The sequence below is a fragment of the Streptomyces sp. Z423-1 genome, assembly GCF_013009255.1.
Taxonomy (GTDB): domain Bacteria; phylum Actinomycetota; class Actinomycetes; order Streptomycetales; family Streptomycetaceae; genus Streptomyces; species Streptomyces gossypiisoli.
Genome location: NZ_CP053109.1, coordinates 6,555,781 through 6,581,418 on the forward strand (window position 1 = coordinate 6,555,781; position 25,638 = coordinate 6,581,418).

Annotated in this window: 25 protein-coding genes; 12 read left to right on the forward strand and 13 right to left on the reverse strand. The window is 69.6% G+C overall.

Translation table 11 applies throughout. The features are described 5' to 3' along the window. Positions 1–114: 114 nt before the first annotated feature. The 5 genes from fabF to HJD23_RS29410 all read right to left on the reverse strand — a co-directional run bounded on the left by fabF (position 115) and on the right by HJD23_RS29410 (position 5,042). On the reverse strand, positions 115–1,386 hold the full coding sequence (gene fabF, locus HJD23_RS29390; protein ID WP_171112162.1) for a beta-ketoacyl-ACP synthase II: 1,272 nt from the start codon (positions 1,384–1,386) through the stop codon (positions 115–117). Positions 1,387–1,469: 83 nt separating this feature from the next. Further along, positions 1,470–1,718, reverse strand: a complete 249-nt coding sequence (locus tag HJD23_RS29395; protein ID WP_141312265.1) for an acyl carrier protein — start codon at positions 1,716–1,718, stop codon at positions 1,470–1,472. 81 nt (positions 1,719–1,799) lie between these two features. Next, complete coding sequence (locus HJD23_RS29400; RefSeq protein WP_171112161.1) at positions 1,800–2,801, reverse strand: ketoacyl-ACP synthase III; 1,002 nt, start codon at positions 2,799–2,801, stop codon at positions 1,800–1,802. A gap of 34 nt (positions 2,802–2,835) precedes the next feature. After that, positions 2,836–3,747 carry an ACP S-malonyltransferase gene (locus tag HJD23_RS29405; protein ID WP_171112160.1) on the reverse strand — a complete coding sequence of 304 codons (912 nt, stop codon included), beginning with the start codon at positions 3,745–3,747 and terminating at the stop codon, positions 2,836–2,838. 89 nt (positions 3,748–3,836) lie between these two features. After that, positions 3,837–5,042 carry a helix-turn-helix domain-containing protein gene (locus HJD23_RS29410; RefSeq protein WP_171112159.1) on the reverse strand — a complete coding sequence of 402 codons (1,206 nt, stop codon included), beginning with the start codon at positions 5,040–5,042 and terminating at the stop codon, positions 3,837–3,839. 307 nt (positions 5,043–5,349) lie between these two features. On the opposite strand from HJD23_RS29410, the gene HJD23_RS29415 reads away from it, so the two are divergent. After that, a complete protein-coding gene (locus HJD23_RS29415) occupies positions 5,350–6,000 on the forward strand; it encodes a pirin family protein (RefSeq protein WP_171118538.1) in 651 nt (216 codons plus the stop codon). A gap of 26 nt (positions 6,001–6,026) precedes the next feature. Here the strand turns inward: HJD23_RS29415 and HJD23_RS29420 are convergent, their stop codons facing one another. Then, positions 6,027–6,845: a serine hydrolase domain-containing protein gene (locus HJD23_RS29420; protein ID WP_171112158.1), complete on the reverse strand. Its 819-nt coding sequence runs from the start codon at positions 6,843–6,845 to the stop codon at positions 6,027–6,029. A 19-nt stretch (positions 6,846–6,864) separates the two neighbouring features. Further along, positions 6,865–7,338, reverse strand: coding sequence for a GNAT family N-acetyltransferase (locus tag HJD23_RS29425; RefSeq protein ID WP_171112157.1), 474 nt, complete (start codon positions 7,336–7,338; stop codon positions 6,865–6,867). A gap of 138 nt (positions 7,339–7,476) precedes the next feature. Between HJD23_RS29425 and HJD23_RS29430 the strand changes: the two genes are divergently transcribed. Together HJD23_RS29430 and HJD23_RS29435 are read left to right on the forward strand one after the other, a co-directional pair. After that, complete coding sequence (locus HJD23_RS29430; protein WP_171112156.1) at positions 7,477–8,007, forward strand: MerR family transcriptional regulator; 531 nt, start codon at positions 7,477–7,479, stop codon at positions 8,005–8,007. After that, positions 8,004–9,020, forward strand: a complete 1,017-nt coding sequence (locus HJD23_RS29435; RefSeq protein WP_171112155.1) for an aldo/keto reductase — start codon at positions 8,004–8,006, stop codon at positions 9,018–9,020. The genes HJD23_RS29430 and HJD23_RS29435 overlap by 4 nt, the downstream gene beginning before the upstream one ends. A gap of 97 nt (positions 9,021–9,117) precedes the next feature. On the opposite strand, the gene HJD23_RS29440 is transcribed toward HJD23_RS29435, so the two are convergent. The 3 genes from HJD23_RS29440 to HJD23_RS29450 form a co-directional block, all read right to left on the reverse strand. Next, positions 9,118–9,975 (reverse strand): DUF4429 domain-containing protein, encoded by an 858-nt coding sequence (locus HJD23_RS29440; RefSeq protein ID WP_171118537.1) that lies wholly within the window; start codon positions 9,973–9,975, stop codon positions 9,118–9,120. A 57-nt stretch (positions 9,976–10,032) separates the two neighbouring features. Then, entirely contained in the window at positions 10,033–11,250 is a 1,218-nt protein-coding gene (locus tag HJD23_RS29445) for an alpha/beta hydrolase (protein ID WP_171112154.1), read from the reverse strand. Between the two features lie 459 nt (positions 11,251–11,709). Next, entirely contained in the window at positions 11,710–12,369 is a 660-nt protein-coding gene (locus tag HJD23_RS29450; protein ID WP_171112153.1) for a TetR family transcriptional regulator, read from the reverse strand. A 115-nt stretch (positions 12,370–12,484) separates the two neighbouring features. Here HJD23_RS29450 and HJD23_RS29455 point away from each other — a divergent pair, with 115 nt between their 5' ends. Continuing rightward, positions 12,485–14,101: an MFS transporter gene (locus tag HJD23_RS29455; RefSeq protein ID WP_171112152.1), complete on the forward strand. Its 1,617-nt coding sequence runs from the start codon at positions 12,485–12,487 to the stop codon at positions 14,099–14,101. A 266-nt stretch (positions 14,102–14,367) separates the two neighbouring features. After that, complete coding sequence (locus tag HJD23_RS44190) at positions 14,368–14,673, forward strand: small hydrophobic protein (RefSeq protein WP_232108188.1); 306 nt, start codon at positions 14,368–14,370, stop codon at positions 14,671–14,673. A 129-nt stretch (positions 14,674–14,802) separates the two neighbouring features. Here the strand turns inward: HJD23_RS44190 and HJD23_RS29460 are convergent, their stop codons facing one another. Together HJD23_RS29460 and aceE are read right to left on the reverse strand one after the other, a co-directional pair. After that, positions 14,803–15,564, reverse strand: a complete 762-nt coding sequence (locus tag HJD23_RS29460; RefSeq protein ID WP_171112151.1) for a potassium channel family protein — start codon at positions 15,562–15,564, stop codon at positions 14,803–14,805. 72 nt (positions 15,565–15,636) lie between these two features. Next, positions 15,637–18,384 carry a pyruvate dehydrogenase (acetyl-transferring), homodimeric type gene (gene aceE / locus HJD23_RS29465; protein ID WP_171112150.1) on the reverse strand — a complete coding sequence of 916 codons (2,748 nt, stop codon included), beginning with the start codon at positions 18,382–18,384 and terminating at the stop codon, positions 15,637–15,639. A 385-nt stretch (positions 18,385–18,769) separates the two neighbouring features. On the opposite strand from aceE, the gene HJD23_RS29470 reads away from it, so the two are divergent. From HJD23_RS29470 to HJD23_RS29495, 6 genes are all read left to right on the forward strand, one after another. Further along, positions 18,770–19,207, forward strand: coding sequence for a DUF3052 domain-containing protein (locus HJD23_RS29470; RefSeq protein WP_167529716.1), 438 nt, complete (start codon positions 18,770–18,772; stop codon positions 19,205–19,207). A gap of 110 nt (positions 19,208–19,317) precedes the next feature. Then, positions 19,318–19,776: a peroxiredoxin gene (locus HJD23_RS29475; protein WP_171112149.1), complete on the forward strand. Its 459-nt coding sequence runs from the start codon at positions 19,318–19,320 to the stop codon at positions 19,774–19,776. Between the two features lie 112 nt (positions 19,777–19,888). After that, positions 19,889–20,464: a calcium homeostasis/redox stress adaptation protein gene (locus tag HJD23_RS29480; RefSeq protein ID WP_171112148.1), complete on the forward strand. Its 576-nt coding sequence runs from the start codon at positions 19,889–19,891 to the stop codon at positions 20,462–20,464. 101 nt (positions 20,465–20,565) lie between these two features. Then, a complete protein-coding gene (locus tag HJD23_RS29485; protein ID WP_141312282.1) occupies positions 20,566–21,141 on the forward strand; it encodes a TerD family protein in 576 nt (191 codons plus the stop codon). Positions 21,142–21,300: 159 nt separating this feature from the next. Beyond that, complete coding sequence (locus HJD23_RS29490) at positions 21,301–22,437, forward strand: DUF475 domain-containing protein (RefSeq protein WP_171112147.1); 1,137 nt, start codon at positions 21,301–21,303, stop codon at positions 22,435–22,437. A 122-nt stretch (positions 22,438–22,559) separates the two neighbouring features. Next, positions 22,560–23,297 (forward strand): Tellurium resistance, encoded by a 738-nt coding sequence (locus tag HJD23_RS29495; RefSeq protein WP_171112146.1) that lies wholly within the window; start codon positions 22,560–22,562, stop codon positions 23,295–23,297. A gap of 56 nt (positions 23,298–23,353) precedes the next feature. Here the strand turns inward: HJD23_RS29495 and HJD23_RS29500 are convergent, their stop codons facing one another. Beyond that, positions 23,354–24,241, reverse strand: coding sequence for a TerD family protein (locus HJD23_RS29500; protein WP_171112145.1), 888 nt, complete (start codon positions 24,239–24,241; stop codon positions 23,354–23,356). A gap of 209 nt (positions 24,242–24,450) precedes the next feature. Between HJD23_RS29500 and HJD23_RS29505 the strand changes: the two genes are divergently transcribed. Further along, positions 24,451–25,620, forward strand: a complete 1,170-nt coding sequence (locus HJD23_RS29505; RefSeq protein ID WP_171112144.1) for an HpcH/HpaI aldolase/citrate lyase family protein — start codon at positions 24,451–24,453, stop codon at positions 25,618–25,620. The last annotated feature ends 18 nt before the right edge of the window (positions 25,621–25,638 follow it).

Sequence of the window (25,638 nt, forward strand, 5' to 3'; positions counted from 1 at the left end):
CTCGCAATCGGCGGTGATTGACGTGCTCGGCTAGGGCACACGACAACGTCGGCCTCCAGGACCACGACTGGGTCCTGGAGGCCGACGTCACGGCGTGCCCGGATCAACCGAAAATCAGACCGTCCGGAACGCCAGCACCACGTTGTGCCCACCGAACCCGAACGAGTCGTTCAACGCGGCGATACGGCCCTCGACGGGCAGCTTCCGCGCCTCACCCCGCACCACATCGGCGTTCGCCTCGGCCTCGGGGTCGATGTTCTCGACGTTGATGGTCGGCGGAGCCACCCGGTGGTACAGCGCGAGCACGGTCGCGACCGTCTCGACACCGCCCGCACCACCCAGCAGATGCCCGGTCATCGACTTCGTCGCGGACACCGCGATGTGATCGGCGTCGTCACCGAACACCTTCCGCAGCGCCTTCAGCTCGGCGATGTCACCGGCCGGCGTCGACGTGGCGTGCGCGTTGACGTGCACGATTTCCGCCGGGTCGAGGTCGGTCCGCTCCAGCAGGTTCTGCAGGGCGTGGCTGATGCCACGTCCTTCCGGCTCCGGCTGCACGATGTCGTGGCTGTCGGCGGAGATGCCCTGCCCGACCGCCTCGGCGTACACCCGCGCCCCGCGCTTCGCGGCGTGCTCGGCGGACTCCAGGACGACGACACCGGCGCCCTCACCGAGGACGAAGCCGTCGCGGTCGACGTCGTAGGGACGCGAAGCGCCCTGCGGGTCGTCGTTGTTCTTGGACATCGCCATCATGTTGCCGAACGCGGCGATCGGCAGCGGGTGGATCGCCGCCTCCGTGCCACCGGCGACGACGACGTCGGCGCGACCGGAGCGGATCATCTCGATGGCGTAGCCGATGGCCTCGGCGCCCGACGCGCACGCGGAGACCGGGGTGTGCACGCCCGCCCGGGCGCCCACGGCCAGACCCACGTTCGCGGAGGGGCTGTTCGGCATCAGCATGGGGACGGTGTGCGGGGAGACCCGGCGTACGCCCTTCTCCCTGAGCACGTCGTACTGATCGAGCAGGGTCGTCACACCGCCGATGCCGGAGGCGATGACCGCGCCCAGACGATCCGCGTCGACCTCGGCGCCTTCACCGGCCTTGGCGGTGAAACCGGCGTCGGCCCACGCCTCCTGCGCGGCGATCAGCGCGAACTGTGCCGAGCGGTCGAGGCGGCGGGCCTGCGGCCGCGGGATGGTCTCGGTGGGTTCCACCGCGACCGGCGCGGCGATGCGGACCGCCTGCTCGGCGGCCCATTCCTGCTCCAGGGGCTTGACGCCGGAACGTCCGGCGACCAGGCCCTCCCAGGTAGAGGCTGCGTCGCCACCCAGCGGTGTGGTTGCGCCGATACCGGTGACGACCACGGTGCGATTGGTCGGGCTCACGGGAATTCTTTCTCCAACGGATACGAGGATTCAGCGGCGCCACCGCCGGGTGGCGGGGCCGGAAGGACCCGGCCCAGGGGGCCTCAGGACTGGTGCTTGAGGATGTACTCGGTCGCGTCGCCGACGGTCTTGAGGTTCTTGACGTCGTCGTCCGGGATCTTCACGTCGAAGCGCTCTTCGGCGGCGACGACGACCTCGACCATGGACAGCGAGTCGACGTCCAGGTCGTCGGTGAAGGACTTGTCCAGCTGGACGTCCTCGGTGGGGATCCCGGCGATCTCGTTCACGATCTCCGCGAGACCGGCGACGATCTCTTCCTGAGTGGCGGCCATGTCAGGCGCTCCTTCGTAGTGTTCCAGAGGGTGTGGCGGTGCTGCTTCCCGCACCGGATCGCATGATCCGGCACGGAGTGCCTAGGGGAGAGTAACGACCGTCGCTGCGTACACGAGACCCGCCCCGAATCCGATGACGAGCGCGGTGTCTCCGCTCTTCGCCTCGCCGGTCGCCAGGAGCCGCTCCATCGCGAGCGGAATCGAGGCGGCCGAGGTGTTGCCGGTGGTCCGTACGTCGCGGGCGACCGTGACGGACTCCGGCAGCTTGAGTGTCTTCACCATCGAGTCGATGATCCGCTCGTTGGCCTGGTGCGGAATGAAGACGTCCAGGTCGGCCGCATCAAGTCCGGCGGCGTCCAGCGCCTCCTTGGCGACCTTCGCCATCTCGAACACGGCCCAGCGGAACACCGCCTGGCCCTCCTGCGTGATGGCGGGGAACCGCTCGACCTCGCCGGACCGGTAGTCCGTCCACGGCACGGTCTGCTTGATGGTCTCGGACTTGTCGCCCTCGGAGCCCCACACCGTGGGGCCGATCGCGGGCTCCTTCGACGGGCCGACGACGACCGCGCCGGCCCCGTCACCGAACAGGAAGGCCGTCGCCCGGTCCTCCAGGTCGGTCAGGTCACTCAGCCGCTCCACGCCGATGACCAGAACGTACTCGGCGCTGCCCTCGACGATCATGCCCTTGGCGAGGGTCAGGCCGTAGCCGAAGCCCGCGCAGCCGGCCGAGATGTCGAACGCCGCGGCCCTGGCCGTGCCCAGCTTGTCGGCGATCTCGGTGGCGACGGCCGGGGTCTGCTTGAAGTGCGTGACGGTCGAGACGATCACCGCGCCGATCTGCTCGGCGGAGATCCCGGCGTCGGCGATCGCCTTGCCGGACGCCTCGACGGACATCGCGGCGACCGTCTCCTCGTCGTTCGCCCAGTGCCGGGTCTCGATGCCGGAGCGCGAACGGATCCACTCGTCGGACGAGTCGATCTTCTCGAGGATCACCTCGTTCGGCACGACCCGGGTGGGCCGGTAGCCGCCCACGCCGAGGATCCGCGCGTACGGGGCGCCCTTGCTGGGCTTGATCTTCGACATGTTGCAGTCGGCTCCTTAGGGCGTCAGCAGGGCGTCAGGCGTGCTCGGCGACGAGCTCGCGGGCCGCGTCGAGGTCGTCGGGGGTCTTCAGGGCCAGCGTCTTCACGCCGGGCAGGGCGCGCTTGGCGAGGCCGGTCAGGGTGCCGCCGGGGCACACCTCCAGCAGCGCGGTGACGCCGAGCTCCTGGAACGTCCGCATGCACAGGTCCCAGCGGACCGGGTTGGCGACCTGGCCGACCAGCCGCTCGACGATCTCGGCGCCGGTGGCGACCGCCTGACCGTCCCGGTTGGAGACGTAGGCGACCTTCGGGTCGGCGGGCGTCAGCTCCTGGGCGGCCGCGGCCAGCTTGTCGACCGCGGGCGCCATGTGGTGGGTGTGGAAGGCGCCGGCCACCTTCAGCGCGACGACCTTGCGCACGCCCTCCGGCTTGTCCTCGTTCAACGCGGCCAGCTGCTCCAGCGTTCCGGCGGCCACGATCTGCCCGGCGCCGTTGACGTTGGCCGGGGTCAGGCCCAGCTTCTCCAGATGCGGCACGGTCACCTCGGGGTCGCCGCCGAGCAGCGCCGACATCCCGGTCTCGGTGATCGCGGCGGCCTCGGCCATGGCCAGGCCCCGCTTGCGTACGAGGGTCAGCGCGGTGGTGTCGTCGAGGACGCCGGCGAAGGCGGCGGCGGTGATCTCACCGACGCTGTGGCCCGCGACCGCGCCGGGCGTGATGTCACCCAGTGCCGCGGCCGAGAGGATCCCGGCGGCGACGAGCAGCGGCTGCGCCACGGCCGTGTCGCGGATCTCGTCCGCGTCGGCCTTCGTGCCGTAGTGGGCGAGGTCCAGTCCGATGGAGTCCGACCAGGCGGCGACGCGGTCGGCGGCACCGGGCAGTTCGAGCCAGGGAGTCAGGAAGCCGGGCGTCTGGGCGCCCTGGCCGGGAGCGACGAGTACGAGCACTCTCACACTCTCTCTTGGTTACGGGCATGGCCGCCCGTGGGGACAAGGACGAAGAACAGGAAGGGGTTTTGTTGGCCCTCGACAAAAGACTAGGGCTGGAGATCCCCATCGGCCAGACGCCCCAGGATCAGCGCGATGCGCAACGTGAACGCGGAGCGTACATCGGATGGCGACCAGCCGGTGACGTCAGTCACACGTCGAAGCCGGTAGCGCACGGTGTTGGGATGGACGAACAGCATCCGGGCGGCGCCTTCGAGGCTGCTGGCCTGTTCGAGATAGACGCTGAGCGTCTCCAGCAGTGCGGAACCGGCTTCCTCCAGCGGCCTGTAGATCTCCTCCACCAGCTGCTCGCGCGCGCTCGGGTCTCCGGCGATCGCGCGCTCCGGCAGCAAGTCGTCCGCCAGCACCGGCCGAGGCGCGTCCTGCCAGGCGAAACACGCCTTCAGCCCCGCGGCGGCGGCCTGCGCGGACCGGGTCGCGGCCAGCAGATCGGGCACGATCGGTCCCGCGACCACCGGACCTGCGGCGAAGGGCCCGATCAGCGACCTGGCGACGGCGAGCGGGTTGTCGCTGCCGCCCGCGATGACGACGAGCCGATCGCCCAGCACCCCGGTCAGCACCTGCAGCTTGGCATGCCGTGCCGCGCGCCGGATGGCCTCCACCGTCAGCTCGGAGTCGCCGTCGGGGGCCGTCCCCAGCACCACGCACACATGCTCCGGCGCGTTCCAGCCCAGCGCCGCCGCCCGCGACACCGCGCCCTCGTCGGCCTCGCCGCTCAGCACGGCGTTCACGACCAGCGACTCCAGCCGGGCGTCCCAGGCACCCCGTGCCTCGGCGGCCTGGGCGTACACCTGGGCGGTGGCGAAGGCGATCTCCCGCGCGTACACCAGGAGCGCCTCGCGCAGGATGCCCTCGTCGCCGGGGGCGGCGACCTCGTCGATCGCGCTCTCCATGACCTCGATGGTGGTGCGCACCATCTCCACGGTCTGCCGCAGCGTGATCGCCCTGGTCAGCTCGCGCGGCGCGGTTCCGAACACATCGGTGGAGATCGCCTGCGGGGCGTCGGGGCGCCGGAACCACTCGGTGAACGCGGCGATACCGGCCTGCGCGACCAGCCCGATCCAGGAACGGTTCTCCGGGGGCATGGCCCGGTACCACGGCAGCGTCTCGTCCATCCGCGCGATGGCCTGGGCGGCGAGACTGCCGGAGGACTGCTCCAGCCGCTTCAGGGTCGCGGAGTGCGGATGCACGCCGTGGGAGACGGTACGGGCGTCGCTGGTTTCGGGTTCGGGCACGGGACAAGACTGCCTTATCGGGACGCGGGGGCGTGTGGCCGGGTGGGGGTGGGGTGCGGGGGTGGGGGTTTCGGGGGTTTGCGGGTGCGGTTTGCGGTGGGGGTTCGGGCGGGGTGGGGGAGGTCCGGGGTGGTGTGCTGGTGTGGCGCGGGGCGGGCTGAGGGTGCGTGTAGGTAGGGGGTGGGTTGCGGGTGAGGTCCGGGGTGGGCTGTCGGTGAGGTTCGCGGTCGAGTCGCCGAAGGGCGACCGCCGGGGTGCGTGGTGCGGTCCTTGACCGGGGCGGGGCGGGTCTACGGTGGTGGGCGTGATGGACGTACGGCGCGCCGGTGAGCGCTACCCCGGAGGCGACCCGGAGGCCGGGATCGAGTCCCGTCACGCCTTCTCCTTCGGCCCCCACTACGACCCCGACAACCTGCGCTTCGGCGCCCTGATCGCCTGCAACGAGGAGCGCCTGGCCTCCGGCGCCGGTTTCGCGGAGCACCCGCACAGCCACACCGAGATCGTCACGTGGGTCGCGGAGGGCGAGCTGACGCACCGTGACTCCACGGGGCGCGAGACGGTCGTCCGCGCCGGTGACGTGCAGCGCCTGAGCGCCGCGTCCGGTGTGCGGCACGTCGAACGCAACGACGGTGAGCGCCCGTTGACGTTCGTGCAGATGTGGCTGGCCCCGCTGTCGCCGGGCGGCGACCCGGCGTACGAGATCGTCCACGGCATCGCGGACGCGACGCCGTACGCGGTCCCGGAGGCCGGCGCGATGCTCCACGTACGCCGACTGGCCCCGGGCGAACGCACGGCGGTCCCCGACGCCCCGTACGTCTACGTCCACGTGGTGCACGGCGAGGTCACCGTGGACGCCGAGCACCTGGGCCCCGGTGACGCGGCCCGCATCACGGACGCGAAGGACGTGGAGGCGGTGGGGGTGACGCCGACCGAGCTGCTGATGTGGGAGATGACCTGACGGCCCTCAGGCCAGGGCCTGTCCGACTAGCGCGCCTCCGCCAGCACCGCGTCCGTGAACGTCGGCCACGTCTCGATCGCCCAGGGTCCGAACGCCCGGTCCGACAGGGCGACGCAGGACAGCCCCGCGTCCGGGTCGATCCACAGGAACGTACCGGACTGCCCGAAATGCCCGAACGTACGCGGTGACGACGAACCGCCCGTCCAGTGCGGCGACTTGGAGTCGCGGATCTCGAAGCCGAGCCCCCAGTCGTTGGGGTTCTGGTGACCGTACCCGGGAAGGACGCCCTTCGTGCCCGGGTACTGCACGCTCATCGCCTCGGCGACCGTGCGCGGGTCGAGCAGCCGCGGCGCCTGCACCTCGGCGGCGAACCGCAGCAGATCCTCGACCGTCGACACCCCGTCCTTCGCCGGGGAACCCTCAAGGCTGGTGGACGTCATCCCCAGCGGCTCCAGCACCGCCTGCCGCAGATACTCCGCGAACGGGATGTCCGTCGCCTTGGCGACATGGTCCCCGAGCTGCTCGAACCCGGCGTTGGAGTACAGCCGCCGCTCCCCGGGCGGCGCCGTCACCCGGTGCTCGTCGAAGGCCAGCCCCGAGGTGTGCGCCAGCAGATGACGTACCGTCGACCCGGGCGGCCCGGCCGGCTCCTCGAAGTCGATCGCGCCCTCCTCGTACGCGACCAGCACGGCGTACGCGGCCAGCGGCTTGGTCACCGACGCCAGCGGGAAACGCTGCCCGACCGGCCCCCGCACCCCCAGCACGGCACCGTCGGCCCGTACCACCCCCGCCGCAGCGGTGGGAACCGGCCAATTGTCGATCAACGCCAAGCTCTGCAAGGACATGCCCCGAGCCTAATCCCGCTCAGAGCATCAACCGCATGAAGGGGTCCCCGGTGCGCGCGAAGCCCAGCGACTCGTACAGCGGCTGCGCCTCCGCGGACGCGGTCAGGTCGACCTGCCCGACCTCCCGCTCGCGGAACCACTCCAGCAGTTCCGCCATGCACGCGCGCGCGTACCCCCGTCTGCGGGCGTCCGGATCCGTGGCCACGCTGAAGACGTACCCGACCCGCCCACGCGGATTGCCCGCCTTGCCGATCCGGTACTCCAGCGTCCCGGCCGCCAGCGCCGCCAGGGCCCCCGGCCGGTCCGGACGGTCCACCACGAACGCCGCGAAGTCCCCGTCCGGCTCGGCCAGCCGCTCCCGCAGCACCGGCAGGGACTCGACGTGCCAGTCGGTGGCGGAGGAGTCCCCGGAGAAGACGGAATCGATCATCACCTGGCGCAGGCGCAGTACTTCGTCGGCATCGTCCGGCAGGGCACGGCGTACGAGACTCATGACCCGCACGCTAGCCACCGCACCCCCCGCACGTCCCGCCGATTTCCTACGCTTCTCCACCGCTTCTCACCGCCTCTTTCCGGCTCTTACCGGGCCGCGCTTGCTTGGAGTGCACTCCAAGGTCATAGCGTGGAGCGCATGACGGTGATGCAGACCACGGCAGCAGCCACCGAAAAGGCCCACGAGGAGGGCCCCAACCGCACCGACCTCTGCTCCGCCCCGCCCCGTCGGCACCCGCGGCCCGACGGCCAGGACCACTACACGATCAGCGAGGTCGTCGCCTTCACCGGCCTGTCGGCCCACACCCTGCGCTGGTACGAGCGGATCGGCCTGATGTCCCACATCGACCGGTCGCACACCGGCCAGCGCCGCTACACCAACCGCGACCTGGACTGGCTGGACCTCGTCGGCAAGCTGCGGCTGACCGGTATGCCGGTCGCCGACATGGTGCGGTACGCGGAGCTGGTGCGCGCGGGCGACGGCACGTTCGCGGAGCGCCGCGAGCTGCTGGAGACGACCCGCCAGGACGTCCTGGAGCGGATCGCCGAACTCCAGGACACGCTCGCCGTCCTCGACCGAAAGATCAGTTTCTACGCCGACGCCGGCCGCGCGCACGCATCGCACGAAACCTCGCACGAGGCTTCGCAGGAAGGGGAGAGGACCCGATGAACGACAGCACGATAGCGACGGTACGGCTCGGCGACGGCGGGCCCGAGGTCGGTGTGCAGGGCCTCGGCTGCATGGGCATGAGCTTCGCCTACGGCCCCTCCGACGCCGGCGAGTCCCGGGCGACGCTGGAGCGGGCGCTGGAGCTGGGTGTCACGCTGTACGACACGGCGGACGCGTACGGCGCCGGTGAGAACGAGCGGTTCCTGTCGCCGTTCTTCACGGCGCACCGCGACGAGGTCGTGATCGGGACCAAGTTCGCCCTGTCGATCCCGCCGGACGACCCGACCCGGCGGGTCATCCGCAACGACCCGCCGTACATCCGCCAGGCCGTCGAGGCGAGCCTCAAGCGCCTCGGCGTCGATGTGATCGACCTGTACTACATGCACCGCCGGGACGTGAACGTGCCGATCGAGGAGACGGCCGGCGTGATGTCCGAGCTGGTCCGCGAGGGCAAGGTCAAGTACCTGGGCCTGAGCGAGGTCACCGCCGACGAACTGCGCGCCGCGCACTCCGTGCACCCCATCGCCGCCGTGCAGTCGGAGTGGTCGCTGTTCAGCCGGGACATCGAGGCGAAGGTCGTACCGGCCGCCCGCGAACTGGGCGTCGCCCTGGTCCCGTACTCCCCGCTCGGCCGGGGCTTCCTCACCGGTTCCTTCGTGAACGCCGAGCAGGACCTCGCCGCCGACGACTTCCGCCGCCAGCAGCCCCGCTTCACCGCCGCCAACGCCACGGCGAACGCGGCGCTGCTGGAACCGATCCGGACGGTCGCCGAGGCACACGGCGCCTCACTCGGCCAGATCGCCCTGGCCTGGGCCCAGCAGCAGGCGGCCGTACACGACCTCTCGGTCGTCCCGATCCCGGGAACGCGCAAGCCGACCCGAGTCGAGGAGAACACGGCGGCTACGCGGATCACCTTGACGCAGGAGGAACTCGCCCTGCTGGACCCGGTGGCCGGGAAGGTGGCAGGCACCCGCTACGCGGACATGACGTTCACATCTGCGGGCCGGGAGTAGACGTCCCCAAGGGGCGCGGGGCTGTATCGAGGTGCGGCTCCGCCGCGTGTGCGCGACCAGCCCCCACAACCCGCACCCGAACAACCCGCACCCGACATCACAGCTCGGCCAACAACTCAGCCTTCTTCACGGAGAACTCCTCATCGGTGACCAACCCGGCCCGATGCAGCTCCCCGAGATGCCGAATCCGCTCCGCGATATCCGCAGGATCCCTCCGCGGAGCGGCGGCGACGACAGCCCCCGCCGGACCCGCGGAGCGCACCGCCGCCAACACGGCCGCCGCGAACGGCAACGACTCGTGCACCGGCCCGTATCCCAGCCCGAACACCACGGCCGCCGGATCCTGATCGGCCTGCGCCGGCTGCTCCCCGGCAGCCCGCCGCAGCAACCGCAGATGCCCCTCGAAGACCTCCGGCGACCGCCACTCCACCCCGTTCAGCTCCGCCACGGCGAACTTCTGGTCCCCGGCCTTCCACTTCGCCGACGACGCCCCCGTCCAGAACCACCGGAACGACACGGACGTACCGTCGAAGGACGCCTTCCCGTCGTACGCCTTGAAGTGCAGCGGGGCTTCGGGCGCCGCGACAAGATGGCGTTCCGCGGGCCCCGACTCGGTCAGCAGGGCTCGTAGCTCATCGGCGTAGTACTCGGCCAGCGTCTCCCGCTCGGCGGGCAGCACCAGCCGGTAAGGATCACTGTTCTCCTTCAGCTGCCCGGCCGCCGCCTCGATCAACGGATCCGCCCCCGGCCGGGGCTCCGCACGCAGGACGACGGTCCCGCGCCGCCCGGGGGAGAGCGTCACACCCTGCAACGCCGACAGCGGCACCCGCCGCTCACCGAGCGCCTGGAAGAGCTTAGGTGTTCGAATCCCCCGTTCGTAGCGGATGAGCACGGAGTCGGACTGGAACTCCCAGGCGGCATGAAATCCGGCCAGTACGTCACCCATGCGGCTCATCGTATGCGGCACGCGCTCTTTCGTCCCCTCCCTGGGCAGACCGCAGTTTCTGCGCCTCTACGCGCGTCCGGCCGTCGTCGTGCCGGACAAACCCGCCCGGCACATGCCCGCATCGTCGGCGCAGTCCACCGAGCGGTACGCGCCAACCCCGATCTCGGCGAAGTTGGCGAGGCTCTCCGTGCCCGGTTCGAAGTACCCGGCGTGCCCGCGGGCGCCGCGCGCCGACAGTACGCGCGCCCCGAACGCCGCGGACACCGGATCCGCGCCGTGCCCGAGCCCGCCGAACTCCATGTACGGCACGTCCTGGATCCAGTCGTCGGCGTCCCGCATCGCCCACACCCGTGCGGAGGTGCGCAGATGGGAGGCCTTGGCGACCCGCATGCCGGGACTGCCGGCCACCGCTATGTCGGCCACCCGGCCGGGCAGCGCGTGCGCGGCGACCCCGCAGACGACGGAGCCGTAGCTGTGGCAGAAGAGTGAGACCGGCGCGTCTCCGGGCAGCGCGCGCACCATCGCGTTCAGCCGCACGGCCCCGTCCTCGGCACGCATCGCGGTGGCCGACTCCATGCCGAGGCCGCTGGGCGCGGTGTAGTCGGCCCAGGCGATCACGGCCGTGCGCGTCGCGGGGCGGGCGGCGCGCTCGGCCGCGTAGAGGGACTTCGCCATGCCCACCGGGGCGGTGTATCTACGGTTGGTGCGCTGAAAGGTGAGCAGGTCGGTGTCGACGCCGGGGACGACGACGGAGATCCGCTCCGCCCGGTCGAGGTCGCCGAACACCTCGGCGACCCGGCCGGAGCCGTCGGGGTCGAAGGCGAGGATGTGCCGGTCCGCGCGCATCAGCGACTCGAAGCGGTGCATACGGCGGCCCGCCTCGTGCTGCCCGGTGGGGCTGAGCCGGTTGTCGTGCGTACGTTCGAGTTCGACCTTGCGGGCCTGGTCGAGGGCGATGCGGTTGGCTCGGTAGCGCAGCTGGACGGGGGCGCCGTTCATGTTGCCGACCGCGAGCGGATAGCGGCGGGTCAGGTGATCGCGCTGCCCGTCGGTGAGCGAGGCGAAGAAGGCGGCGAGCCGGGCGGGTGCGGTGTCGGGGTCCGGCAGCCGGTGTCCGTCGATGCGGCCGTGCTCCCAGGCGGAGAGGGAGGCCTGGAGCGGCGTGTCCGACCGGTGGTTGCGCAGCGCGGTCCAGCCGGTGGTCGCCAGCATCACGAACACCACGGCCAGCGCGAGCAGGGCGCGCCAGACGTTGAGTGAGGGGGAGGTGTCGAAGGAAGTCACTGGGAGGCCACACTAGGAGAACGGGAGGGTCTCGCGTGAACCGTGTGTCGTGGATCACGTTTGAGGAAGGTCACCTGATTGCAGTGGGGGGCTGACCGCACCGCGCCCCCTTTGTTCTGGCCTGCTCCCCTTTTTGTCGTGTGTCCTGCGTCCGCCGTTCTCGTGGCCCTCTGCTCGCTTTTGTCGTGGCCTGCGCCCGTGCGTGTCGTGGCCTGGGCCCGCTCGTGTGGTGGCTTGTGCCCGTGCGTGTGGTGGCCTGGGCCCGTCGTATGGCGGGCTGTGCCCGCTCGTGTGGTGGCCTGTGCCAGGGTGTGGTGGCCTGTGCCCGCTCGTGTGGTGGGCTCGTGCCCGCTCGTGTGGTGGCTTGTGCCCGCTGGTGTCGTGGCTTGCGCCGTGCGCGTCGTGGCCTGTGCCCCGCTCGTGTGGTGGCCTTGTGCCCGCTCGCCGCCGGTGCCCGGCTCAGTGCCTGCGCCAGTCGCCCGCCAGGACCGGGCCCACCTGATCGAGGTACGCCGCCGTCAATGTGCGCATCGCCTCCAGGCTCACGTCCGGCCCCGTGCTCCACAGCCGCTCGGTGACCCGGATGACCCCGCCGAAGACCGCCACCGCCACCCGCGGTCGCGGATCGGCGTCCACGTCCAGGCCCTCCCGCTCGGCGATCAGCCGCGCCAGTTCCTCCTCCGTCTCCGCCGACCGGCGCAGATGCGCGGCGAGCAGGACGGGCGTCGACTCGATCACCCGGTACATCCGCAGATACAGCTCGACCGGGACGACCGCCTCGATGACCTCGCTGATCCGGTCCCAGCCGTCCAGCACCGCCCGGCGCAGCGCCTCCATCGGCGGCTCGTGCGCGGGGCGGGCGCGCACCGCCGCCACGAAGTGCGCCACCGTCATCGCCTGCAGGGCGAGGGCGGCCTCCTCCTTGCCGGAGAAGTAGCGGAAGAAGGTGCGCTGCGAGACATCGACGGCCGCGGCGATCTCGTCGACGGTGGTGTGGTCGTAGCCGCGGGTGGTGAACAGCTCCACCGCCGCGCGCAGCAGCGCGTCCCGGGTGCGCTGCTTCTTGCGTTCGCGCAGACCCGGCCGCGGCCCTGTCCGTGTGTTGCCGACCGTGTCCATGGGGGCCTCTCCTGCGAACTGTTCTGCCTGATCAGGCTATATGTGAGTGTCGTGACAGTTACCGACTTGTGAATTGGTTTGTCAACTGTCAGAGGCTGTCATTAGCCTCGATCGCATGACTAGTCAGACCACCATCGACAAGACGGGGCCGGGGGACAAGGCACCCGCCCCGTCGGACACCACGCCGGTCAAGGGCCTGCGCGGCCATCCCTGGCTCACCCTCATCACCGTCGCCGTGGGCGTCATGATGGTGGCCCTCGACGGCACGATCGTCGCCATCGCCAACCCGGCCATCGCCACCGACCTGAAGGCCAGCCTGGCCGAGGTCCAGTGGATCACCAACGCCTACTTCCTCGCCCTCGCGGTCTCCCTGATCACCGCGGGCAAGCTCGGTGACCGCTTCGGCCACCGGCAGACCTTCCTGATCGGTGTGGTCGGCTTCGCCGCCGCGTCCGGGGCGATCGGCCTGTCCGACTCGATCGCCGCGGTCATCGTCTTCCGGGTCTTCCAGGGCCTGTTCGGCGCCCTGCTGATGCCGGCCGCGCTAGGCCTGCTGCGGGCCACCTTCCCGGCCGAGAAGCTCAACATGGCCATCGGCATCTGGGGCATGGTCATCGGCGCCTCCACCGCCGGTGGCCCGATCCTCGGCGGTGTGCTGGTCGAGCACGTCAACTGGCAGTCGGTGTTCTTCATCAACGTGCCGGTCGGCGTCCTCGCCGTCGTCCTGGGCCTGCTGATCCTCACCGATCACCGCGCGGAGAACGCCCCGCGCTCCTTCGACATCCTCGGCATCGCCCTGCTGTCGGGCGCGATGTTCTGCCTGGTCTGGGCGCTCATCAAGGCGCCCGAGTGGGGCTGGGGCGACGGCCGGACGTGGACCTTCATAGCCGCGTCGGTCGTGGGCTTCGTGCTCTTCGCCCTGTGGGAGAAGCGGGTCCGTGAGCCGCTGATCCCGCTCGCCCTGTTCCGTTCGGTCCCGCTGTCCGCGGGTGTCGTGCTCATGGTGCTCATGGCCATCGCGTTCATGGGCGGCCTGTTCTTCGTGACGTTCTACTTGCAGAACGTGCACGGCATGAGCCCGATCGACGCGGGCCTGCATCTCCTGCCCCTCACCGGCATGATGATCGTCGGCTCGCCGCTCGCGGGCGCGATGATCACCAAGTTCGGCCCGCGGCTGCCGCTGGCCCTCGGCATGGCGTGCACGGCGCTCGCCATGTATGGCATGTCCACGCTGGAGACGGACACCGGCAGCGGCATCATGTCGCTCTGGTTCGCCCTGCTCGGCTTCGGCCTCGCGCCGGTCATGGTGGGTGCCACCGAGGTCATCGTCGGCAACGCGCCCATGGAGCTGTCCGGTGTGGCCGGTGGTCTCCAGCAGGCGGCGATGCAGATCGGCGGCAGCCTCGGTACGGCCGTGCTGGGCGCCGTGATGGCCTCCAAGGTGGACAGCGACCTGCCGGGCAACTGGGCGGAGGCGGGGCTTCCGCCGCTGACCGCGGAGCAGGAGGCGCAGACCGCCGAAGCGGTCCAGCAGGGTGTCGCGCCGGTGCCGCCGGGCACGCCGGACGCCATCGCCGGGAAGATCACCGACGTCGCCCACGACACCTTCATCTCCGGCATGAGCCTGGCGTCGCTGGTCGCGGCCGGGGTCGCGGCGGTGGCGGTGCTGGTCGCCTTCCTGACGAAGCGCGGCGAGAACGCGGAGGCGGGCGCGGGGGCGGCGCACATTTAGCGGCGTACACCTGGGGGGAAGTCACCTATCAGGGTGACGTGCCGAAGATCCCTCCCACTCGGCACGCGTCGCAGGTCACAGTGGGCCAAGCCCTCCGTACGGCATGTTCCTGTGGCAAGTTCGTACGACGACGAGGGCGGCCCGGGCTGCGGCGCGCTGCCGGAGGGGGGCGGCGCGCCGACAGACCGTCAGGCATGGAACGCGCAGCGGGGGTACTCGCCACATCGACCCGAACGAACCGCGAGGTTCAGGGAGTTGATGAGTCGATGGCGGGCTTCGGGCAGGGAACGCGCAGGTACCCCCGCTCACGTGGCCGGAGGTGGTCACGGACCGGGCCGGATCGCGCGCAGCTCGGGATCATCGGCGCCATTTGTGCGATCGCCGGCTTCTTCGTGCTGGGCATCATCCTGGGCCCAGTGGCCATCGCCTGTGGCTGGCTCTCGATGGGCCGAACCTGGACGAGCTCCCGCTCGCTCCCGGCCCTCACAGCCCTGGTCCTGGGCACGATAGACACCCTCCTGGCCCTCATCCGACTGACGGGGGCGACATCTCCTGGCTACGGGTTGTTCTGAACCGGGGGGAGTGAGGAGTGGGCCTCCGGCACGCCACCGGGGGCCCCACTCACGCGGGTGACTCCGCAGCGGCACCCCGCCGGCGCGGGCGAGCGACCCGACCCCCACAGCGCAACGCCGGCACCCTCTCTAGCGCCGCTGCTCCTCAGTCGGCCCCGGCACCGCCACCGACCCCGACAACGCAGCCACCTGCGCCCGCAACGCCTGTACCTCCTCCGTCAGCGCCGCGATGGCCTCCGTCTGCCGTCGCTCCTCCGCATCATCCATCTCGAACCGCGATATGAACCACGCCGCGATATTCGCGGTCACCACACCCAGCAACGCGATCCCCGACAGCATCAAGCCCACCGCCAGCAACCGCCCCACCCCGGTCGTCGGCGCATGATCCCCGTACCCCACGGTCGTCATCGTCGTGAACGACCACCACACCGCATCACCCAGCGTCCGAATGTTCCCGCCGGGCGCGTCCCGCTCCACGGACAGCACGGCCAGCGACCCGAACATCAGCAGCCCCACCACCGCGCCGGCCACATACGTCGTCAGCCGGACCTGGGACGCCATCCGCGCCCGCCGCCCCACGAGCAGCAGGGTCGACACCAGCCGCAGCAACCGCAACGGCCGCAGCAGCGGCAGCAGCACCGCACACAGGTCCAGCCAATGCCGCCGTACGAAATTCCACCGATCCGGCGCCAACCACAGCCGCACCGCGTAGTCGGCCGCGAACGCCGCCCACACCATCCACTCCACGACCAGACAAGCCGTCGTCAGAGTCCGCCCCGCCGAACCGTCCACGATCGGCACCGCGTACGCGACGGCGAACACCACGGCCAACACCAACAGCGGCCGTTGGGTACGCCGCTCCCACCGCACTTGCGCCGATTGCTCCTTCATGCCCGCATCGTAGGGAACGCACGAGGGCGGCGAGGCCCAGGCCCCACCGCCCTCGCGTCCACCGGCGTACGCCTACGCGTCGCCGCCCGCGGCCCCCGGATCCGCCGCCGAGACGTCAAGGAGCTGGTACCGGTCGATCGCCTGCTTCAGCACCGACCGATCCACCTTCCCCTCCTTCGCCAACTCGGCCAGCACCGCCACCACGATCGACTGCGCGTCGATGTGGAAGAAGCGACGAGCCGCCCCACGGGTGTCCGCGAAGCCGAACCCGTCCGCCCCCAGCGACTGGTACGTCCCCGGCACCCACCGAGCGATCTGGTCCGGAACCGACCGCATCCAGTCGGAAACGGCCACGAACGGACCCTCCCCGCCACTCAGCTTCCGTGTGACGTACGGCACCCGCTGCTCCTCCTCCGGATGCAACAGGTTGTGCTCCTCGCACGCCACGGCCTCCCGCCGCAGCTCGTTCCAGGAGGTCGCCGACCACACGTCGGCCCGTACGTTCCACTCCTCGGCGAGCAGACGCTGCGCCTCCACCGCCCACGGCACCGCCACGCCCGACGCCATGATCTGCGCCGGAATCGATCCCGACGTGCTCTCGCTGAACCGGTAGACGCCCTTGAGGATGCCCTCGACGTCCACGTTCTCCGGCTCGGCCGGGTGCTGGATGGGCTCGTTGTAGACGGTGAGGTAGTAGAAGACGTCCTCGCCGTGCGGGTGCTCCGGCGTACCGCCGTACATCCGGCGCAGCCCGTCCCGCACGATGTGCGCGATCTCGTAGGCGAAGGCCGGGTCGTACGCCACACAGCCCGGGTTCGTCGAGGCGAGCAGCTGCGAGTGCCCGTCCGCGTGCTGCAAGCCCTCACCGGTCAGCGTCGTACGCCCCGCGGTCGCACCCAGTACGAAACCACGCGCCAACTGGTCGGCCATCTGCCAGAACTGGTCGCCGGTGCGTTGGAAACCGAACATCGAGTAGAAGACGTACACCGGGATCAGCGGTTCGCCGTGCGTGGCGTACGCCGACCCCGCCGCGATCAGCGAGGCCGTGCAGCCGGCCTCGGAGATGCCGTCGTGCAGCATCTGCCCGGTCGGCGACTCCTTGTACGCGAGCAGCAGATCCCGGTCCACGGCCTCGTACTGCTGGCCCAGCGGGTTGTAGATCTTCGCACTCGGGAAGAAGGAGTCCATGCCGAACGTGCGGTACTCGTCCGGCGCGATCAGCACGAACCGCCTGCCGATCTCCTTGTCCCGCATGAGGTCCTTGAGCAGCCGGACAAAGGCCATGGTCGTCGCGATGGACTGCTGGCCCGTGCCCTTCTTCACGGTCGCGTACGCCTTGTCGTCCGGCAGTGCGAGCGGCTTGGAGCGGACGACGCGCGTGGGGACGTACCCGCCGAGCGACTTGCGGCGGTCGTGCATGTACTGGATCTCCTCCGAGTCCCGGCCCGGGTGGTAGTACGGCGGCGGGCCGGACTCCAGGTCCCGGTCGGAGATCGGCAGGTGCAGCCGGTCCCGGAAACGCTTGAGGTCGTCGACCGTCAGCTTCTTCATCTGGTGCGTGGCGTTGCGGCCCTCGAAGTTCGGGCCGAGCGTCCAGCCCTTGACCGTCTTGGCCAGGATCACCGTCGGCTGGCCCTTGTGCTCGACGGCCGCCTTGTACGCCGCGTAGATCTTCCGGTGGTCGTGACCGCCGCGGCCCAGCATCAGGATCTGGTGATCTGTCATGTTCTCGACCATCGCACGCAGCCGGTGGTCGTCGCCGAAGAAGTGCTCGCGGATGTAGGCGCCCGTCTCGGTCGCGTACGTCTGGAACTGGCCGTCCGGCGTGGTGTTCATCTTGTTGACCAGCACGCCGTCCCGGTCCTGCGCCAGCAGCGGGTCCCAGGTGCGGTCCCAGATGAGCTTGATCACGTTCCAGCCGGCGCCCCGGAAGACCGACTCCAGCTCCTGGATCACCTTGCCGTTGCCACGCACCGGGCCGTCGAGGCGCTGCAGGTTGCAGTTGACGACGAAGGTGAGGTTGTCCAGGCCCTCGCGGGCGGCGATGGTCAGCTGGCCGATCGACTCCGGCTCGTCCATCTCGCCGTCGCCGAGGAACGCCCACACGTGCGACTTCGAGGTGTCCGCGATCCCGCGCGCGTGCATGTAGCGGTTCATCCGCGCCTGGTAGATCGCGCCGATCGGGCCGAGACCCATCGACACGGTCGGGAACTCCCAGAACTCGGGCATCAGCCGCGGGTGGGGGTAGCTGGACAGGCCGTACGGCGCCTTGGACTTCTCCTGCCGGAAGCCGTCCAGGTGCTGCTCCGAGAGGCGGTCGAGCAGGAACGCGCGCGCGTAGATGCCCGGTGAGGCGTGCCCCTGGAAGAAGACCTGGTCGCCGCCGTCGCCCTCGTCCTTGCCGCGGAAGAAGTGGTTGAAGCCGACGTCGTAGAGGGAGGCCGAGGAGGCGAACGTGGCGATGTGGCCGCCGACGCCGATACCGGGGCGCTGGGCCCGGGAGACCATCACGGCCGCGTTCCAGCGGGTGGCGTTGAGGATCGCGCGCTCGATCTCCTCGTTGCCCGGGAAGAACGGCTCGTTCTTGGTGGGGATGGTGTTGACGTAGTCCGTGCTGCGCATCTCGGGCACGGCCACGCGCTTCTCGCGGGCCCGCTCGATCAGGCGCAGCATCAGATAGCGGGCCCGCTCACGGCCGCGCTCGTCGATGGCGGCGTCGAGGGAGTCGAGCCACTCCTGGGTCTCCTCGGGATCGAAGTCAGGAACCTGACTCGGAAGGCCGCCAATGATGATCGGATTGCGATCGGATCCGGAAGCCACGCTGTTCCTTACCTGTCAGAGGGCCGATTATCGAGGGTTTGCGGTATGCCTGCACCGTTCCCCATCGTGTACCTCGGGGCTCCAATCGTCACCTCTACCGAGAGGTAACGAAGGTCCTTGGTCGGCCCTGGGTGCAGAGCCATTCGAATCTCGTACCCAGGGATGATTCCCAAACGTACATACGGGGCAGATAGGTGTGGTGTACGTCACCATCGGTGCCGACGGCATGCCTGGAGTTGCGGCGACACGGCCCGGATCGTCACCGTTTCGGCGGTCTGAAACGCCGGGTACTTGCGCGATCCGCCCCGCCCGTGTGGACTACGGCCAATGCTTCGCGCACGCGCGTGGCTGAGAAATTCACCAAGACATGATCAGGAGGCAACCCGTGAGCGCGACCGCGGACCACGCGGAGGAGCGGACGAACCCTGCCGCCAGGCTGGGGTTCCAGCCCGGGCAGGTGGTCCAGGAGATCGGCTACGACGACGACGTCGACCAGGAGCTCCGCGAGGCCATTGAGGAAGCCATCGAGGGCGACCTCATGGACGAGGACTACGACGACGTGGCCGACGCCGTTGTGCTGTGGTTCCGTGACGACGACGGCGACCTGACGGATGCGCTGGTGGATGCCACCACGTACATCGAGGAAGGCGGCGCGATCCTGCTCCTCACGCCGAAGACCGGCCGGTCGGGGTACGTGGAGCCGAGCGACATCTCGGAAGCCGCGACCACGGCCGGGCTGACCGCGTCCAAGAGCGTCAGCGTCGGCAAGGACTGGAGTGGCAGCCGTCTGGCGACGCCGAAGGCCGCGAAGTCCAAGCGGTGACCGTTCGTTGAACGTGGGACGGGCTGACCTCGGTCAGCCCGTCCGTCGGCCGTCGGTGCTCGCTGCGTAGGGTGGGTGTCCACCCGAACAGCCCCACCGAAGGGACGACGATGGCGATCCAGGTCGGCGACAAGGCCCCCGACTTCGAGCTGAAGGACAACCACGGCCGTGCCGTGCGGCTCTCGGACTTCCGCGGCGAGAAGAACGTGGTGCTGCTCTTCTACCCCTTCGCCTTCACCGGCGTGTGCACCGGCGAGCTGTGCGAGGTCCGGGACAACCTTCCGAAGTTCGAGGGCCGCGACACCCAGGTGCTGGCCGTCTCCAACGACTCCATCCACACCCTGCGCGTCTTCGCCGAGCAGGAGGGCCTCGAATACCCGCTGCTCAGCGACTTCTGGCCGCACGGCGAGGTCAGCCGCGCGTACGGCGTCCTCGACGAGGACAAGGGCTGCGCGGTGCGCGGCACCTTCGTCATCGACAAGGAGGGCGTGGTCCGCTGGACCGTTGTCAACGGCCTGCCGGACGCCCGTGACCTGAACGAGTACGTCAAGGCGCTCGACACCCTGTGATTGTCGGTCCCAAGGCCTGGGACGGCCGGGAACCCGTCACTAGGATCGACTCGTTTGATCCGATACCAACGCACGACGGGGCACCCCGCCCCCGGACATCAATGGAGGACTCGTGGGAGTCAGCCTCAGCAAGGGCGGCAACGTATCGCTGACCAAGGAGGCCCCGGGCCTGACCGCCGTCATCGTCGGTCTGGGGTGGGACGTGCGCACCACGACCGGCACGGACTTCGACCTCGACGCGAGCGCGCTGCTGCTGAACAACTCCGGCAAGGTCGGCAGCGACCAGAACTTCGTCTTCTTCAACAACCTCAAGAGCCCGGACGGCTCGGTCGAGCACACCGGTGACAACCTCACCGGTGAGGGCGAGGGCGACGACGAGCAGATCAAGGTCAACCTGGCCGGCGTCCCCGCCGACATCGAGAAGATCGTCTTCCCGGTGTCCATCTACGACGCCGAGAACCGTCAGCAGTCCTTCGGCCAGGTCCGCAACGCGTTCATCCGCGTCGTCAACCAGGCCGGCGGCGCCGAGATCGCGCGGTACGACCTCTCCGAGGACGCCTCGACCGAGACCGCCATGGTCTTCGGCGAGCTGTACCGGCACGGCGCGGAGTGGAAGTTCCGCGCCATCGGCCAGGGGTACGCCTCCGGCCTGCGCGGCATCGCGCAGGACTTCGGCGTCAACGTCTGAGCCCTCGTGTCCGCTCCGCCCGTCCGGCGCCGCACGTTTGCGTGCGGCGCCGGACGCGCAGGACAACCACATCAGGCAGCACCCAGGGGAGGACCAGCATCATGGGCGTCACGCTCGCCAAGGGGGGCAACGTCTCCCTGTCCAAGGCCGCGCCGAACCTCACACAGGTGATGATCGGGCTCGGCTGGGACGCGCGCTCCACCACCGGAGCCCCGTTCGACCTCGACGCCAGCGCCCTGGTGTGCAGCAGCGGGCGGGTGCTCGGCGACGAGTGGTTCGTGTTCTACAACCAGCTCAAGAGCCCGGACGGCTCGGTGGAGCACACCGGTGACAACCTCACCGGTGAGGGCGACGGCGATGACGAGTCGCTCCTGATCGACCTCTCCAAGGTGCCCGCCCAGTGCGACAAGATCGTCTTCCCGGTCTCGATCCACATGGCGGACGAGCGCGGCCAGACCTTCGGCCAGGTCAGCAACGCCTTCATCCGCGTGGTGAACCAGGCCGACGGCCAGGAACTCGCACGCTACGACCTCAGCGAGGACGCCTCCACGGAGACCGCCATGATCTTCGGCGAGGTCTACCGCTACCAGGGCGAATGGAAATTCCGGGCGGTGGGACAGGGCTATGCGTCGGGGCTGAGGGGCATCGCCCTGGACTTCGGTGTCAACGTCTCATAGCGCGATACGTCTCATAGCGTGATACGTCTCCCAGCGCGATATGAGCAAAAACCGGGGCCGTGTGGGCCGCTGGGGGCGGCCGACTAGACTTCGGCTTCAAAGTTTCGTAAAGCCGAGCGTGTCGCGGGCGAGCCCCGTACACAGAGGATTGGGTAGCCAGTGGTTCTGAAAACCTTCGGCTGGTCGTTCGCGGTCACCGCGCTCGGCCTCGTCGCGGCGGTCTTCTACGGGGGGTGGACCGCCTTCGGCATCGTGGCGATCCTGTGCATCCTCGAGATCTCGCTGTCGTTCGACAACGCAGTGGTCAACGCCGGAATTCTGAAGAAGATGAACGCCTTCTGGCAGCGCATCTTCCTCACCATCGGCATTTTGATCGCCGTCTTCGGTATGCGGCTGGTCTTCCCCGTTGTCATCGTCGCCGTCAGCGCGCAGCTGGGTCCGATCGAGGCCGTCGACCTCGCGCTCACCGACAAGGACCGTTACCAGGAGCTCGTCACCGACGCCCACCCGGCGATCGCGGCCTTCGGTGGCATGTTCCTGCTGATGATCTTCCTGGACTTCATCTTCGAGGAGCGGGAGATCAAGTGGCTGGGCTGGCTGGAACGCCCGCTGGCCAAGCTCGGCAAGATCGACATGCTGTCGGTCTGCATCGCCCTGATCGTCCTGCTGATCACCGCGATGACCTTCGCGACCCACGCCCACCTGCACGCCGGGCCCGCGGACAAGTCGGCGACGGTGCTCCTCTCCGGTGTCGCCGGCCTCATCACGTACATGATCGTCGGTGGTCTCTCCGGCTACTTCGAGGAGAAGCTGGAGGAAGAGGAGGAGCGCGAGCACGAGCAGGAGGAAGAGGCCAGGCGCACCGGCAAGCCCGTCATGCTGCTGGCCGGCAAGGCCGCGTTCTTCATGTTCCTCTACCTGGAGGTCCTGGACGCGTCCTTCTCCTTCGACGGCGTGATCGGCGCCTTCGCCATCACCAACGACATCGTGATGATGGCCCTCGGCCTCGGCGTCGGCGCCATGTACGTCCGGTCGCTGACCGTCTACCTGGTCCGCCAGGGCACCCTCGACGACTACGTCTACCTGGAGCACGGCGCGCACTACGCCATCGGTGCGCTCGCGATGATCCTGCTCGTCACCATCCAGTACGAGATCTCCGAGATCATCACCGGTCTGATCGGCGTCGTCCTGATCGCCTGGTCCTTCTGGTCCTCCGTCCGCCGCAACCGCGCGCTGGCGGCCGCCGAGGGAAAAGCCGGCTCGGACGACAAGACTGAGGTCGCGTCCGGGGTGTGACGCCCGTCCGGGTGAGGAACGCTCTGTGCGGGGCGGCCGTCGAGGATGACGCGATGTCCTCGAAGGCCGCCCCGTCGGTGTTGTCGGGCACGGCATGGTGAGTGGGGAGTCTGGGGGCGGGAATGGGCTTGTTTGACGGGCTCTGGCGCGGGCGCACGACCGAGTTCGACTCGGGCAGCGCGGCCAGCAACGCGATCGAGCTGACCAAGCGGCACAGCCAGGTGTCGCTCACCAAACAGGGGGCGGCGACCGGGAATCTGCGCATCAACCTGGCGTGGCGGATGCGCAGCTCCGACATCGGCGGGCCCCAGCGGGAGAGCCTGCTGAGGCATCCCTTCAGGGCCCTCAAACCACCGGAGGTCCTGGGCCACAGCCAGAGCATGGTCAATGTCGACCTCGACCTCGGCTGCCTGTACGAGCTCCAGGACGGCACCAAGGGCGTCGTACAGCCGCTCGGCGGCTACCTCGGCGACGTCAACGCACCGCCGTACGTCAAACTCAGCGGCGACGACCGGTTCGGCTCGGCGTCCGGTGAGACGATCTACGTCAACCTCGACCAACGCGAGGCGATAAAGCGCCTACTGGTGTTCGTCTACATCTACGACCAGACCCCCGCGTTCGACCGCACCCACGCGATCGTCACGCTCTACCCCAGCAACGGCCCCCGCATCGAGATCCACCTCGACGAACGCCATCCGCAGGCCCGCTCGTGCGCGGTCGTGATGATCGAGAACGTGAAGAACGAGGTGTGGGTGCGGCGCGAGGTGAAGTTCGTCTACGGCTTCCAGGCGGAGCTGGACCGGTTGTACGGGTGGGGGTTGCAGTGGGGGAGGGGGCACAAGGTCAAGTCGCAGCGCTGAAGGGGTGGTGGCCTGGGCGGTTGCCGCAGAGGGGCGCGCCGCTGCGGGCGTGGGTGCTATCGGCCGATGAACTGGGGTCCCTGCGGCGGCAGCCGGAAGTCGGGATCCGGGGCCGCGGGCACCGGGACCGGCGGCGGGTAGCCGTACCCGGACTGGGCGGTCTCCGGCGACGCCTGCGGGTAGCCGTAGGCGGGCCGGCTGGTCGGATGCGGGTAGCCGTACGCCGGTTGCGTCGCCGCCGGCTGTTGCTGCTGCTGTGGATAGCCGTATGCCGGCTGCGTGGTCTGCTGCGGCACCACTGCCGTCGGCTGCTCCGGCGGCAGCGGCCGCGACACCTCGGGCCCCGCCTGAGCAGCGGCGGACGTACCGTCGGCGTCGGCCGATTCCTCCGCTGCGGCCTCCGACTCGTCCACGGAGATCCCGAAGTCGGTGGCCAGCCCCTTCAGCCCGTTCGAATAGCCCTCCCCGAGGGCCCGGAACTTCCACCCCTCCCCACGGCGGTACAGCTCCCCGCAGATCAGCGCGGTCTCCTGCCCGGTCTCCGGCTTGACCTCGAAGTACGCCAGCGGCTCCGCCTCGGGCGCCGCCGCGTCGTACAGCATGATGCGCAGTGCCCGTACGCGGTCGAACGTGACTCCGTCCGCCGAAGCGACCAGAAGAATCTGGCTGACGTCGGACTCGACACCGGACAGATCTGTCTGGATCGTGTCGGTCAGGCCCTCGGCAACCCGTTTCTTGCCGAGCCGCCACACCTTCCCGGAGGGGTGCCGGGGCTGGTTGTAGAAGACGAAGTCCTCGTCGGAGCGCACACGACCGTCGGGGCCGAGGAGCAGCGCCGAGGCGTCGACATCCGGGACCCCCTGCCCGGGCGTCCAGCGCAGCACGGCGCGCACCGTCGTGGCTTCGAGCGGGACGTTCGACCCCTTCAACATCGCGTGCGTCATGCGGTCATCCTGCCCTCTCGGTCCTGCTCACGACAACGCGGGGTCGGCGGGTCCCGGACCCGCCCCGCAGCGCCGCCGAGACAGCGCTGCCCATCCCTGCGTTACTTGAAATTCATGCCTGGCGGGAACCCATGACATGGACTTCTACGTACTATTACCGGCCACCTTCAGCCGGAACCCAGGCCGCTCGAACACCACGGGGAAGCCATATGCGTCATTTCGGGCACATCGCCCCTGAGGTGCGGCAGCGCCTCTTCCACCGGGAGCCGTGCGAGTTCACGGCCGACTCCCCGGCCCGGCTCCTCTCCGCGGCCCTGGGTGCCACGCTGTACAGCCCGGCCACCAGGCCGCGGCTCGCCGAGGACATCGTCAAGCAGACCGACCGCGGTGTGGTCTCGATGGTGCTGTGCCTGGAGGACTCGATCGGCGACGGGGACGTCCCGGCCGGCGAGGAGAACCTCGTACGCCAGTTCTCCGACCTCGCCGAGCGCGCCTCCGGCGCCGAGCTGCCCCTGCTGTTCATCCGCGTCCGCACACCCGAGCAGATCCCCGACCTCGTCCGCCGCCTCGGCCCCGCCGTCCGGCTGCTGTCCGGATTCGTGTTGCCGAAGTTCACCGAGGAGCGCGGCATCCCGTTCCTGGAGGCCCTTGCCCTCACCGAGACGGCCAGCGGACGGCGACTCTTCGCGATGCCGGTCCTGGAGTCCCCCGAGCTGCTGTACCGGGAGTCCCGGGTGGAGACCCTGGAGGGCATCTTCCGGGCCGTCGACAAGTACCGGGACCGGGTGCTGGCGCTGCGGCTCGGCGTCACCGACTTCTGTTCGTCGTACGGGCTGCGCAGAGCCCCCGACATGACCGCGTACGACGTCCAGATCGTCGCCTCCGTGATCGCCGACGTGGTGAACATGCTGGGTCGGGCCGACGGCACCGGATTCACGGTGACCGGGCCGGTGTGGGAGTACTTCCGTGTGCAGGAACGTATGTTCAAGCCTCAGCTGCGGCGCAGCCCCTTCCTGGAGGGCCAGGCCGAGGAACTCCGTGAGGCCCTGATCGAGCACGCCATGGACGGGCTGCTGCGGGAGATTACGCTGGACCAGGCCAACGGTCTGCTCGGCAAGACCTGCATCCACCCCTCGCACGTCCTGCCGGTGCACGCGCTGTCGGTCGTCAGTCACGAGGAGTTCAGCGACGCCCAGGACATCCTGCGGCCGGAACGGCTGGGCGGCGGAGTGCTGAGGTCGGCGTACACGAACAAGATGAACGAGGTGAAGCCACACCGCGCCTGGGCCGAGCGGACCCTGCTGCGCGCCGAGGTCTTCGGCGTCGCCAACGAGGACATCGGCTTCGTCGAACTGCTCGCCGCGGGGATCCCCGGCTGAACGCCACTGTTGAAGAAC

Excerpts from the sequence above, each read along its gene's own strand:
- HJD23_RS29395 (WP_141312265.1), bottom strand. The coding sequence starts at position 1,718 with ATGGCCGCCACTCAGGAAGAGATCGTCGCCGGTCTCGCGGAGATCGTG.
- HJD23_RS29400 (WP_171112161.1), bottom strand. The coding sequence starts at position 2,801 with ATGTCGAAGATCAAGCCCAGCAAGGGCGCCCCGTACGCGCGGATCCTC.
- HJD23_RS29415 (WP_171118538.1), top strand. The coding sequence starts at position 5,350 with ATGGACGTACGGCGCGCCGGTGAGCGCTACCCCGGAGGCGACCCGGAG.
- HJD23_RS29420 (WP_171112158.1), bottom strand. The coding sequence starts at position 6,845 with ATGTCCTTGCAGAGCTTGGCGTTGATCGACAATTGGCCGGTTCCCACC.
- HJD23_RS29425 (WP_171112157.1), bottom strand. The coding sequence starts at position 7,338 with ATGAGTCTCGTACGCCGTGCCCTGCCGGACGATGCCGACGAAGTACTG.
- HJD23_RS29430 (WP_171112156.1), top strand. The coding sequence starts at position 7,477 with ATGACGGTGATGCAGACCACGGCAGCAGCCACCGAAAAGGCCCACGAG.
- HJD23_RS29435 (WP_171112155.1), top strand. The coding sequence starts at position 8,004 with ATGAACGACAGCACGATAGCGACGGTACGGCTCGGCGACGGCGGGCCC.
- HJD23_RS29440 (WP_171118537.1), bottom strand. The coding sequence starts at position 9,975 with ATGAGCCGCATGGGTGACGTACTGGCCGGATTTCATGCCGCCTGGGAG.
- HJD23_RS29450 (WP_171112153.1), bottom strand. The coding sequence starts at position 12,369 with ATGGACACGGTCGGCAACACACGGACAGGGCCGCGGCCGGGTCTGCGC.
- HJD23_RS29455 (WP_171112152.1), top strand. The coding sequence starts at position 12,485 with ATGACTAGTCAGACCACCATCGACAAGACGGGGCCGGGGGACAAGGCA.
- HJD23_RS44190 (WP_232108188.1), top strand. The coding sequence starts at position 14,368 with ATGGCGGGCTTCGGGCAGGGAACGCGCAGGTACCCCCGCTCACGTGGC.
- HJD23_RS29460 (WP_171112151.1), bottom strand. The coding sequence starts at position 15,564 with ATGAAGGAGCAATCGGCGCAAGTGCGGTGGGAGCGGCGTACCCAACGG.
- HJD23_RS29475 (WP_171112149.1), top strand. The coding sequence starts at position 19,318 with ATGGCGATCCAGGTCGGCGACAAGGCCCCCGACTTCGAGCTGAAGGAC.
- HJD23_RS29485 (WP_141312282.1), top strand. The coding sequence starts at position 20,566 with ATGGGCGTCACGCTCGCCAAGGGGGGCAACGTCTCCCTGTCCAAGGCC.
- HJD23_RS29495 (WP_171112146.1), top strand. The coding sequence starts at position 22,560 with ATGGGCTTGTTTGACGGGCTCTGGCGCGGGCGCACGACCGAGTTCGAC.
- HJD23_RS29500 (WP_171112145.1), bottom strand. The coding sequence starts at position 24,241 with ATGACGCACGCGATGTTGAAGGGGTCGAACGTCCCGCTCGAAGCCACG.
- HJD23_RS29505 (WP_171112144.1), top strand. The coding sequence starts at position 24,451 with ATGCGTCATTTCGGGCACATCGCCCCTGAGGTGCGGCAGCGCCTCTTC.